Genomic DNA, 12,372 nt, shown 5'->3' with positions numbered 1-12,372 from the left:
GTAGAGCTTCGCTATGTCCGGCAACACCCTCGGCACGCTGTTTACCGTTACCACCTTCGGCGAATCCCATGGCCCTGCCATCGGATGCGTGATCGACGGCTGTCCGCCGGGAATGGCATTGTCCGAGGCGGATATTCAGCCGGAGCTGGATCGCCGCAAGCCGGGCACCTCGCGCCACGTAACGCAGCGTCAGGAGCCGGATACGGTCGAAATTCTCTCCGGCGTGTTTGAAGGCAAGACAACCGGCACACCGATTGCGCTGCTGATTCGCAATCAGGATCAGCGCAGCAAGGACTATGGCAATCTGCTCGATACCTTCCGCCCCGGCCACGCTGATTACACCTATTGGCACAAATACGGCATTCGCGATCCACGCGGCGGCGGGCGTTCTTCGGCGCGTCTGACAGCGCCGGTGGTCGGTGCGGCAGCAGTGGCCAAGAAGTGGTTGTTCGAGCAATACGGCACAACGTTCAAAGGGTGCATGAGTCAGCTTGGCGACATTGCGATCCCATTCGAATCCTGGGATCAGGTGCGTGAAAATCCATTCTTTGCCGCCAACGCGACCATGATTCCGCAACTGGAAGAGTACATGGACGCGCTGCGCAAGGCCGGCGACTCCTGCGGCGCGCGCATCGACGTGGTGGCGCAAAACGTGCCGGTCGGTCTGGGCGAACCTATTTACGACAAGCTTGATGCGGAAATCGCTTATGCACTCATGGGCATCAATGCCGTCAAGGGTGTCGAGATTGGCGCCGGCTTTAAATCGGTGGCGCAAAAGGGGACGGAGCATGGCGACGCGTTGACGCCTGACGGGTTTGTCGGTAATAACGCCGGCGGTATTCTGGGCGGTATTTCGACCGGGCAGGACATCACGGCGTCCATCGCGATCAAACCGACGTCGAGCATCCGTTCGCCTCGCCCATCGATCGACAAGACCGGTCAGGCGACCGAAGTCGAGACGCATGGCCGTCATGATCCTTGTGTCGGCATCCGTGCCACGCCTATCGCAGAAGCCATGGTGGCGCTGGTCTTGATGGATCACGCTTTGCGTCATCGTGCGCAATGCGGTGATGTCAAGGTGTCTACGCCGCAAATCGCCGCACAGAAATAAGACGAAGTTTCCCGGCTTTTGCCAGGCAGTCAGAACTGAGTTGTCATGCGCGGGTCGAATGGCCTGCAAGCATGGGGGAGCGCTGCGCCGACAATAAGAATCGCGCAGAAAATCGAATGCGAATGGCGTTGGTCAGGGCAGGCTCCTCCGTATTTTTATTTTTCTCATGGAGATGGCATGGATTCCCGGATGCAGCACTTGGCACAACTTTTCCCTCGTTTTCTTCCCCATTTTCTTTTGTCTGCTGCAGTGTTGATGCTTGCCGCCTGCGAAAGCGTGCAAACTACGCAAGGCGGAGCCGTCGGCATCACGCGCCAGCAAAGTATGAGTTTGTCTGCCCAAGAGGTCGATACCGCCGCCATCAAGGAATACGCGCAGGTGCTCGATGAGCAAAAGAAGAAAGGCGCGTTGAATCAGAATGCCGCTCAGGTACGCCGCGTGCGCGCCATTGCCGACCGCCTGATTCCGCAGACTGCCGCTTTTCGTCCCGATGCCGTCAAGTGGAAGTGGGAAGTCAACGTCATCACCTCGCCTGAGGCCAATGCCTGGTGCATGCCAGGCGGAAAAATCGCCGTCTACACCGGCTTGATTGAAAAACTGAAGATTACCGATGATGAGCTGGCTGCCGTCATGGGGCATGAAATCGCCCACGCCTTGCGCGAGCATGCTCGTGAGCGCGCCTCCGAGCAGGCCGTAACGGGGTCGCTGATTTCCATTGGGTCATCGATTCTGGGCGTCGGCGAATTGGGGCAGCAGGGTGCACAGTACGCGTATATGGGTCTTGTCGGTTTGCCAAATTCACGTACCCACGAGACCGAAGCCGACCGCATCGGTGTGGAGCTGGCGGCTCGTGCCGGTTATGACCCGCGCGCAGCCATTGCCCTGTGGCAAAAAATGGCTCAGATCGGTGGCAGCGAACCGATGAAATTCATGTCCACGCACCCCTCGCGTGAAGACCGCATCAGTGATCTCACGGTTTATTCGCAACGCGTGATGCCGCTTTACGAGCAAAGCAAGAAGACCCGCTGAACGTCGGTGGTCGCAAAGCGTTGTGCAACGCAGCTCTAAAACCCACATTCGCGTCTCGGAAAAGGCGCGTTTATGGCATAATCAAAGGCTCATTTCAACGACTTGCGTAGCTTTTACACGCCCGCATCATCATGCTTAAGACGCTTTACGACAAACTTTGGGAATCTCACGTTGTTCATGCAGAACAAGACGGAACGGCCATTTTGTACATCGACCGTCATCTACTGCATGAAGTGACCAGCCCGCAAGCATTTGAAGGCCTCAAGCTGGCAGGTCGCCAGCCATGGCGCAATGCTGCCAATCTGGTGGTGGCCGACCATAACGTGCCGACAACCAATCGCGCCAACGGCATTGCCGACCCGATCTCCCGTTTGCAGGTAGAAACGCTGGACGCCAATGCCAAGGAATACGGCCTGACCTATTTCGGCATGAACGACAAGCGGCAGGGCATCGTGCACGTTATCGGACCTGAACAAGGTGCGACGCTGCCCGGCATGACCGTGGTTTGTGGTGACTCGCACACCTCCACGCACGGCGCTTTCGCCTGTCTGGCGCACGGCATCGGCACGTCGGAAGTCGAGCATGTCCTGGCAACCCAAACGCTGCTGGCCAAGAAGTCAAAAGCCATGCTGGTGCAGGTCGACGGCGCATTGCCTGTCGGCGTGACCGCAAAAGACATCGTGCTGGCCGTGATCGGCAAGATCGGCACCGCCGGCGGCACTGGTTATGCGATTGAATTTGCCGGCTCGACCATGCGCTCGCTGACCATGGAAGGCCGCATGACGGTCTGTAACATGGCGATCGAAGCGGGTGCGCGTGCCGGTATGGTTGCGGTTGACGACACCACGATCAATTACCTCAAGGGTCGTCCGTTCGCCCCATCAGGTCCGCATTGGGAGCGCGCTGTGACTTACTGGCGTACGCTGCATTCCGATCCGGGCGCCAAGTTCGATATGGTCGTGACCTTGAACGCTGCTGACATCAAGCCTCAAGTGACTTGGGGTACATCGCCGGAAATGGTGGTTGCCATTGACAGTCGCGTCCCCGATCCGGACAAGGAAAAAGACGCCACCAAGCGCGACGGTATGGAAAAGGCACTGGCTTACATGGCGCTCAAGCCCAATACCCCGATTGAAGATATTCGCATCGATAAGGTGTTCATCGGCTCCTGCACCAATTCGCGCATCGAAGATTTGCGCGAAGCGGCAGCGGTGGTGCGCGGAAAATTCCGTGCGTCCAACGTCAAGCTGGCGATGGTGGTGCCAGGTTCCGGGCTGGTGAAAGAGCAGGCCGAACGCGAAGGCCTGGACAAGATTTTCCGCGATGCCGGTTTTGAATGGCGCGAGCCGGGCTGTTCGATGTGTCTGGCGATGAATGCCGACCGTCTGGAGCCGGGCGAGCGTTGTGCTTCGACGTCCAATCGTAATTTCGAAGGACGTCAGGGCGCCGGTGGTCGTACGCATCTGGTGAGTCCGGCAATGGCGGCGGCGGCGGGCATTGCCGGACATTTTGTTGATATCCGTTCTTTGTAAATAAACTTACTTGGGTGAAATGATGAAAAAGATAATCGCTTTGGCTTTGCTGGCTGCATCTATCTTGGCTCTGACTGCATGCAATACCGTCCATGGCTTTGGTGAAGATGTCGCGAAGGTCGGCGACAAGATGCAAGACGCGAGCAAGAAATAATAAAAAGGTCGTGGCGCAATTGTTGGAAGTTTTAGGCAGGCGCGTCAGGGTCGGGGCATCAGAAGATGCTTGTGGCAGGTAGTATCGGCAAGGCGAGAGCGAGCAATCGTGGGGTGTCGGTTTTTTTTGTTTTTTACTAAGGGCATTTCATGGAAGTTGTTTGGTTCGTATTGATTGGTATTGCCGCCGGTTGGTTGGCAGGGCAGTTTGTCAAAGGTGGCGGTTTTGGCCTGATTGGCGATCTGGTGGTCGGTATAGTAGGCGCGTTGTTGGGGGGCTTTATCTTTAGCTTCCTGGGCATCGGCGCCGGTTCCGGTTTGCTGGGCTCCCTGATTGTGGCGACAGTTGGCGCGGTTGTGTTGCTGTTGCTGATTCGTCTGTTGAAGAGATAAAAGAAATCGGCTGATCCGGATTGCCGCATAGTGCGGCGATCCATCATCGATAAAAGTGCCATGAATAAATTTATTGTCCATGATGGTTTGGTTGCTCCGCTTGACCGCGCTAACGTCGATACCGACGCGATCATTCCAAAGCAATTCCTGAAATCGATTAAACGCAGCGGCTTCGGTCCGAACCTGTTCGACGAATGGCGTTATCTGGATCACGGCGAGCCGGGCATGGACAACTCCAAGCGCCCGCTAAATCCTGATTTTGTGCTGAATCAGCCGCGCTACCAAGGCGCGTCGATCCTGATCGCACGCAAGAATTTCGGTTGCGGCTCCTCGCGCGAACACGCACCATGGGCGTTGGATCAATACGGCTTCCGCGCGGTGATTGCGCCGAGCTTTGCCGATATTTTCTTTAACAACTGCTTCAAGAACGGCTTGCTGCCGATCGTGCTGTCGGAGCAGCAGATCGACCACCTGTTCGATGAAGTAAAAGCATTCCCGGGTTTCCGCCTGATCATTGATCTGGACAAACAGATCATCACTACCGCCAATGGTAGTCAGACTTATCCGTTTGAGGTCGGCGAATTCCGTAAGTATTGCTTGCTCAACGGCCTGGACGACATCGGTCTGACATTGCGCCAAGCGGACAAAATCCGCGCTTTTGAAGAGCGTCACCTGTACGATCAACCTTGGTTGGCAAACACGATCTAAGCACAGCCAGTTAGGCTTGGGCTTCCAAGATATTCGCAGCAGGTTTCTGAAGTTCTGATCAGCCGGATGCCGCATTGCATGGTCACCAAGACCGATGCAGATGTGGCCTCCGGCGCTATTATTTTCCAAGACTAGAAGACGACGACATGAAGATTGCAATTTTGCCCGGTGACGGCATCGGCCCCGAGATCATTGAACAAGCCGTACGTGTGCTCAATACACTGGGCGAAAAGTTTGAAATGGAAACTGCACCGGTCGGTGGCGCAGGCTATGAAGCACATGGTCATCCCCTGCCGGACGGCACGCTGAAGCTCGCCAAGGAAGCCGATGCGATCCTGTTCGGCGCCGTCGGCGACTGGAAGTACGACACACTTGATCGTCCGCTGCGTCCTGAGCAAGCGATTCTGGGTCTGCGCAAACATCTGCAATTGTTCGCCAATTTCCGTCCTGCGATCTGCTATCCGGAACTGACCGGCGCGTCATCGCTCAAGCCTGAACTGGTTGCAGGTCTGGATATCCTGATCGTGCGCGAACTGAACGGCGACATTTATTTTGGCCAGCCTCGCGGCATGCGCGAAGCGCCGGACGGTCCTTTCAAGGGCGCGCGCGAAGGCTTCGACACCATGCGCTACAGTGAGCCGGAAATCCGCCGCATCGCCCACGTTGCGTTTCAGGCTGCGGCCAAGCGCGGCAATCGCCTGTGCAGCGTTGACAAGGCCAACGTGCTGGAAACTTTCCAATTCTGGAAAGACATCGTCACCGACGTGCACAAGGAATATCCGCAAGTCGAACTGACTCATATGTACGTTGACAATGCAGCAATGCAACTGGTCAAGGCGCCGAAGAATTTTGACGTCATCGTCACCGGCAACATGTTCGGCGACATCCTGTCGGATGCAGCCGCCATGCTGACCGGTTCGATCGGCATGCTGCCATCGGCATCGCTGGATGCCAACAACAAGGGTTTGTATGAGCCGTCGCACGGTTCGGCGCCCGACATCGCAGGCAAGGGCATCGCCAATCCGCTGGCGACCATCCTGTCGGCTGCCATGATGCTGCGTTTCTCGCTGAACAAGGCGGAACAGGCTGATCGCATTGAAGCGGCGGTGAAGAAAGTCCTTGCACAAGGCTATCGCACCGGCGATATTTATGAAGAGGGCACTACCAAGGTCGGCACCAAGGAAATGGGCGACGCTGTCGTCAAGGCATTGGGTTGATCGGGATAGTGGTTTTTTTAACGTTGTAGTTCATTGATTATGGAAGTTCATTAATAGGGAAAGATGATGAAACTGGTTGGTTTAGTTGGCTGGCGTGGAATGGTGGGTTCGGTCCTGATGCAACGCATGCAGGACGAGGGTGATTTCGATCACATCGAACCGGTATTTTTTTCAACCTCGAATGCAGGCGGTAAAGCTCCGTCGTTCGCCAAAACGGCAACGACGCTGAAAGACGCCAACAGCATTGATGAACTGAAAAAATGCGACATCATTATTACCGCGCAAGGCGGCGACTACACCACTGAGATCTTCCCTAAGCTGCGTGCAGCCGGCTGGGATGGCTATTGGATCGATGCGGCGTCGACTCTGCGCATGAAGGACGATGCCGTGATCGTGCTGGATCCGGTCAACAACGATGTGATCAAGAATGCGCTGGCCAAGGGCGTCAAAAATTACATCGGCGGAAACTGCACCAACTCTATCCTGCTGATGGGCGTGGGCGGTCTGTTCAAAGAAGGTTTGGTTGAGTGGGTCAGCTCAATGACTTACCAGGCGGCTTCCGGCGGCGGTGCGAATCACATGCGCGAACTGCTCAAAGGCATGGGCGTCATCAATGCCGCCGTGGCCGATGAACTGGCAACACCGTCGTCGGCGATTCTTGATATCGACCGTAAAGTCGCCAAGACCATTCGCGAAGACGTGCCGACCGAGTACTTCGGCGCGCCACTGGCGGGCGGTCTGATCCCATGGATCGACGCGCAACTGGAAAACGGCCAGTCCAAGGAAGAGTGGAAGGGGCAGGCTGAGGTCAACAAGATCCTCGACAGCGAGAAAGTCATTCCTGTCGACGGTCTGTGCGTGCGAATCGGTGCGATGCGTTGCCATAGCCTGGCATTGACCATCAAGCTCAAGCGCGACCTGCCGCTGGCCGACATCGAATCCATCATCCGTTCGGGTAACCAATGGGTCAAATGGGTGCCGAATGATCGCGCCATCACTGTCAAGGAACTGACGCCGGCATCCATCACGGGCAGTCTGGAAATCGGTGTTGGCCGTGTGCGCAAGCTCAACCAGGGACCGGAATATATTTCGGCCTTTGTGATCGGCGATCAGTTGCTGTGGGGTGCCGCAGAACCGCTGCGCCGCATGTTGCGCATCATTCTGGGTAAATAATGGCGCGGAAGGCTTGGCCTTCCGTTGTCAATTCGCAACGCAAACCCGTCAAACATTCCTTCACTGGAATGTTGGCGGGTTTTGACCATCTTGAGAACTTGGTTACACTTGCAGGCCTAAGTTCTTGATGATATGTTGAAAATCAGAATTTATCTCATCACTGTCAACAATCCGGTCATTAAAGCCCCTTACTATGAGGGATGTTCAAATCCATTGCTTCATGGCAATTTGGAGGGCTTTGGTTGAGTTGTCGATTTTTTGATTGTCATCGATGAAATAAACTTTGGTCTTCAGGCCTTCTTTAGTAGAACGTCTATCTAAAACCATATAAACATGCCTCTATATACTCATAATAAGTTTGCGCTGTCCCGCCTGAAAAAACTGAGTGCTGCAGTGACCCTGGCATTAGCCTTGCCAATGGCTGCGAATGCCGCCGGACTGGGCAAACTCACGGTGCTCTCCTCTTTGGGGCAACCGCTCCGTGCGGAAATCGAGTTGAACTCGGTATCGAAAGAGGAAGAGGGCGCATTGGTGGCAAGGCTCGCACCGGCAGACGCGTTCAAGAAGGCCAATATCGATTTCAACCCGGTGCTGTCGTCGCTGCGTTTCTCGGTAGAGCAACGGCAGGGCAAGCAACTGATCCGCATCAGTTCGTCGCAAGCGATCAACGAACCCTTCGTCGACTTGCTACTGGAATTGAGCGGTGGCGGTTCGCGTCTGGTGCGTGAATACACCTTCCTGTTGGACCCGCCGGATATGCGCAAGCCGCAGACCGCACAGTCGGCCCCGGCAACACCGCCTGCCGCCAAACCTGCGGCCAGTGCTCCTGTAACCGCGTCTGCCAAGCCGGCTGCTGCACCGGTGGCGGTTGCACCGGCAGCTTCGGCTCCAGCTGCAAATGCAACGCCGACAGCGGCGGCAATCAATAACAGCGATGAAGAACCAACTTCGCGCATCGTCACCAAGGCGGCTCCTTCCAGTGAGGCAGAAGAACTGATTCGCAATGGCCGCAGCAATGACCAGAGCGGATTGACCAATGCGCCAGTGCCCGCTGCTGTGGCAGAAAAGACTGTGCCGGCGGCTCCAGCAAAGATGGATGTCAAAGCCGATGATGCCGCGGCAACGCCAGCTGTTGCCACTTCAGGCAAGCGCGGTAAAGGTGGCAAAGCCGCCAGTAATGCCGCACAGTCGGATGCCAAAACAGAAGGCAAATCGTATCGCGTGAAAGAGGGTGATACGCTGGCGGAAATCGCCAATCGCACCAAAGACAACACCGTTTCTCTGGATCAGATGCTGGTCGCTTTGTACCGTGCCAATCCGGATGCCTTCATCGGCGACAACATTAACCGCCTGCGCGCAGGCCGCGTGTTGTCGGTGCCTGACGCCGCTACCGCAAACGCTGTCGACAAGGGCGAAGCGCGCACCACCGTCGTTGCCCAGGCACAGGATTTCAACGCCTATCGCAACAAGCTGGCAGGCCAGGTCGCCAACGGTCCTTCACGTAAAGCGGGGGACTCCAGGCAAAGCAGCAGCGGCAAAGTGACCGCACGCGTTGAAGAAAAATCCGGCGCGGGCGAGGCGAAGGACAAGTTGCAACTTTCCAAGGCTGGCGCGAGTGATCGCGCTGCCGCTGAAAAGGCCGCGGCGGAAGACAAAATCGCCGCAGACAAAGCGATTGCTGAAGCGAACGAGCGCGTGAAAGCGCTGGAGAAAAACGTCAGCGATTTGCAAAAGCTGCTGGAAATCAAGAACAAGACACTGGCGGAAATGAGCGAACAGCAAAAAGCTGCCGCCACCAAGCCGGAAACACCAGCACAACCGACACCAGCGCCTGCTGCTGTCAAACCGGAAGAAAAACCGGCCGAAGCCAAGCCGGCTGAGGCAGCTGCTGAACAGCCTAAACCGGAAACACCGGCCCCCGCTCCAGCAGCGCCGGCACCTGCGGCTGCACCGGCAGCGGTGGCTCCTAAGGTTGCAGCAGCACCTGTGCCCGCTGTCAAAGCAAATTTCTTCGACAACATCCAAGACAATCCTTTCGTCTTGCCTGGTGCCGGTGCGTTGGTCGCACTGCTGGCGGCATGGGGCATTGTGCGCGTTCGCAATAACCGGAAGAAGGCAGCAACTGCTGCATCTGCCGATGCAGACAAGGAGGATGAGCCGGGAAAGGTAGCCAAACAACCTGAACCGACTCCCGAAGCAGCCGTAGCAGCTGCCGTTGCAGAGCCGGAAGCGGCGCCTGAAGTTGTCGCAGAGCCAGCGCCTGAAACCGTCGCCGCTACAGCGGCAGCGGCTCCAGCAGCCCCCGAGCCGGATGCGGTCGATCCGATCTCTGAAGCGGATATGTATATTTCTTACGGTCGCGAAGAGCAGGCCGAAGATATTCTGCGTCTGGCCTTGAAGAGCGATCCGAATCGTCAGGCTATCCGCCTGAAGCTGCTGGAAATTTATTCCAAGCGTCAGGACGTCGAAGGTTTCAATGATGTCGCCAGGGAATTGCATGACGCCACCGGCGGCATCGGCTCGGAATGGGAGCAAGCCGCTGCGATGGGCATTGTGCTTGATCCGACCAATCCTCTGTATGGTGGATCTCCCGTGGAAGAGGTTGTCGCGGAAGAAGAGCCGGTGGTTGAGAAGATGCCGGAACCTGAGCCGGAGCCGCCTGCTCCTGAAGAGCAGGATCTCGAGTTCGATCTGAACGACTTCAAGGGCGCAGAAATTCAACCGGGCGCGACGCCGGTCGCAGATATCGGCAGCAAAATCGATTTTGATCTGGAGCTTGATAGCGGCAAGTCTGACGCAGAAGATGCGGCTTCTTTGCTGGATGATCTGCCGAAGCCATCGCCAGCCGTCAATAACATCGATCTGGATCTGCCGGAGCCGGTGGAAGCGCCTAAGCAGGATGTGCTGGAAGACGACGAGTCGGCCTTTGCTGCAGAAATGTCGACCAAGCTGGATCTTGCCGCGGCGTATCAGGAAATCGGCGACAAGGAAGGTGCCCGAGAACTGTTGGACGAAGTCATCCGTGGCGGCAGCGATAGCCAGATTGCGCGTGCCAAGGAAATGTTGTCCAAGCTATCGTAAGGCGGATGCCGTAAGCCGCACACCGACTTGTCCGGAGACGGGCGCCGAGACTGGCGCCCGTTTGCTTTTTGATTTGCGATTGAAATATGCTGTGGATGCAGAGCTTTACGGTACGGTGACCGCATGACAGCCAGATCAGATGACGCTTAACGAATGCAACGGCGAACGAAGCGATCAATGAAGCAACGAACCTGATCAATACAGTAGCCACCCACGTAATAATCCATGTAATAACGCACTAACAACGTACATAACAACGCAGAAACGAACTACCGTGATCGAACCCGCACTTTCTCTTCCCACCGCGACGCAGGCAGTTATCGAGGAGGCTTCTTCCGGACCGGCTTTGCGTCCGCTTCGCTCGCTGCATCGCATTGTGCTCGGCATCCAATACGACGGTAATTCCTGGCAGGGCTGGCAGACACAGCCCCATGGGCTGACGGTGCAGGATAAATTGGAAGCGGCACTGAAGCAGTTCACGCTGGTTGATATTGATACCACCTGTGCCGGTCGCACCGATTCCGGCGTGCACGCGCTGGAGCAGGTGGTTCATTTCGATACCACGATCGCGCGCGACAAGTCCTCGTGGGTGCGCGGCGTCAATGCCTTTCTCCCATCGTCGATTGCAGTGCGCTGGGCGATTGCGTTGCAGGCGGATGATGGCGAAGGCAATGCTCTCAATGAGCGCGAAGACGGTTTTCATGCGCGCTTCAGCGCGACAGCGCGTACCTATCACTACATGCTGTACAACCATCCGGTACGTTCGCCTTTGCTGGCGGGCAAGGCGGGCTGGACTTTCCGGCCGCTGGATGTGGATTTGATGCAGCAGGCGGCGAATCATCTGGTGGGCGAGCACGATTTTTCGACGTTTCGGGCAGTGGAGTGCCAGGCCAAGTCACCGGTACGCACAATGGAATCGCTACAGATCCGCCGCCATGGCGACATGATTGTCTTCACGTTGAAAGCCAACGCCTTCTTGCATCACATGGTGCGCAACATCGTCGGATCGTTGATTTTCGTTGGAAACGGCAGGCAGCCGCCGGAATGGATTGCTCAGATATTGGCGCAGCAGGATCGCAGCCTTGCCGCACCGACATTCATGCCCGACGGTCTGTATCTGGCCAAAGTCGATTATCCGGCGCGCTGGTCATTGCCTCAGGAAGAAGCGGCCTGGCCTTGGCTGTAATCTGGTTCGATACCTCAATCGGTTAGACTAGGCGCCTTGCTATTCGTCTTGCCACTTTCGCTTACGACCCCATTTAGTCATCATGCACAGAACCAGAATCAAGATTTGCGGTTTGACCCGCGCCGAAGATGTTGCCGCTGCCGTAACAGCCGGCGCGGATGCGATCGGCTTTGTGTTTTACGACAAGAGCCCGCGCTATGTCACCGCATCGGCAGCTGCGGAATTGATTCGCACAGTGCCACCCTTCATTTCAACGGTGGGATTGTTTGTGAATGCCAGTGCGGAGGAGGTCGGCGCGGTGTTGGAACAGGCACCCTTGTCGTTGTTGCAATTCCATGGCGACGAGACACCGGAGCAGTGTGCCGCCATTGCGCAAGCCGTCAAACGGCCTTTTATGCGCGCAGCGCGCATCGGAAGCTCGACCACGCCTGAAGATTTGTTAGAATGGGAACAGGATTATCGTTCCGCCAGCCCTTTCTTTACAGGGCTCTTGCTTGACACCCTGGTTGAGCAATACGGCGGCAGCGGAAAGGTTTTCGATTGGTCTCTCATTCCAAAAGAACTCGCGCCTCGGGTCGTTTTAAGTGGTGGCTTGAGCGTACAAAACGCGACTGACGCGGTGCAGCGCGTGCGTCCGCACGCCGTCGACATCAGCAGTGGTGTCGAGCAAGCCAAAGGTATCAAGGATGCCGCCAAGATCGCCGCTTTCATCAGCGCCGTACATCTGGCGGATAAAGCCTGATTGGCTATCCCTGAGCCTGGCAGCCATCTCACCAGAACATTTGAGGA

At 56.5% G+C, this 12,372-nt stretch carries 11 protein-coding genes; all 11 read left to right on the top strand.

All coding sequences use genetic code 11. The features are described 5' to 3' along the window. Positions 1-13 precede the first annotated feature (13 nt). Positions 14-1,111, top strand: a complete 1,098-nt coding sequence (gene aroC / locus hmeg3_RS17270; RefSeq protein WP_094564816.1) for a chorismate synthase — start codon at positions 14-16, stop codon at positions 1,109-1,111. A 255-nt stretch (positions 1,112-1,366) separates the two neighbouring features. After that, a complete protein-coding gene (locus tag hmeg3_RS17265) occupies positions 1,367-2,140 on the top strand; it encodes a M48 family metallopeptidase (protein ID WP_369828833.1) in 774 nt (257 codons plus the stop codon). Between the two features lie 131 nt (positions 2,141-2,271). Next, complete coding sequence (leuC, locus tag hmeg3_RS17260) at positions 2,272-3,672, top strand: 3-isopropylmalate dehydratase large subunit (protein WP_094564815.1); 1,401 nt, start codon at positions 2,272-2,274, stop codon at positions 3,670-3,672. 22 nt (positions 3,673-3,694) lie between these two features. Beyond that, positions 3,695-3,826 carry an entericidin A/B family lipoprotein gene (locus hmeg3_RS17255; protein WP_094566420.1) on the top strand — a complete coding sequence of 44 codons (132 nt, stop codon included), beginning with the start codon at positions 3,695-3,697 and terminating at the stop codon, positions 3,824-3,826. Between the two features lie 149 nt (positions 3,827-3,975). Further along, complete coding sequence (locus tag hmeg3_RS17250; protein ID WP_094564814.1) at positions 3,976-4,218, top strand: GlsB/YeaQ/YmgE family stress response membrane protein; 243 nt, start codon at positions 3,976-3,978, stop codon at positions 4,216-4,218. A gap of 60 nt (positions 4,219-4,278) precedes the next feature. Continuing rightward, a complete protein-coding gene (gene leuD / locus hmeg3_RS17245) occupies positions 4,279-4,926 on the top strand; it encodes a 3-isopropylmalate dehydratase small subunit (RefSeq protein WP_094564813.1) in 648 nt (215 codons plus the stop codon). 146 nt (positions 4,927-5,072) lie between these two features. Next, positions 5,073-6,143, top strand: a complete 1,071-nt coding sequence (gene leuB / locus hmeg3_RS17240) for a 3-isopropylmalate dehydrogenase (RefSeq protein WP_094564812.1) — start codon at positions 5,073-5,075, stop codon at positions 6,141-6,143. A 66-nt stretch (positions 6,144-6,209) separates the two neighbouring features. Continuing rightward, entirely contained in the window at positions 6,210-7,316 is a 1,107-nt protein-coding gene (asd, locus tag hmeg3_RS17235; protein ID WP_094564811.1) for an aspartate-semialdehyde dehydrogenase, read from the top strand. A 333-nt stretch (positions 7,317-7,649) separates the two neighbouring features. Continuing rightward, positions 7,650-10,397: a FimV/HubP family polar landmark protein gene (locus hmeg3_RS17230; protein ID WP_094564810.1), complete on the top strand. Its 2,748-nt coding sequence runs from the start codon at positions 7,650-7,652 to the stop codon at positions 10,395-10,397. A gap of 319 nt (positions 10,398-10,716) precedes the next feature. Continuing rightward, positions 10,717-11,583, top strand: coding sequence for a tRNA pseudouridine(38-40) synthase TruA (gene truA, locus hmeg3_RS17225; RefSeq protein WP_369828893.1), 867 nt, complete (start codon positions 10,717-10,719; stop codon positions 11,581-11,583). A gap of 79 nt (positions 11,584-11,662) precedes the next feature. Continuing rightward, on the top strand, positions 11,663-12,325 hold the full coding sequence (locus hmeg3_RS17220) for a phosphoribosylanthranilate isomerase (RefSeq protein ID WP_094564808.1): 663 nt from the start codon (positions 11,663-11,665) through the stop codon (positions 12,323-12,325). Positions 12,326-12,372 lie beyond the last annotated feature (47 nt).

The organism is Herbaspirillum sp. meg3, from assembly GCF_002257565.1.
Classification (GTDB): Bacteria; Pseudomonadota; Gammaproteobacteria; order Burkholderiales; family Burkholderiaceae_D; genus Herbaspirillum.
Note: the sequence above shows the minus strand (reverse complement) of the source record. Positions and strands in the feature narration are given on the sequence as shown.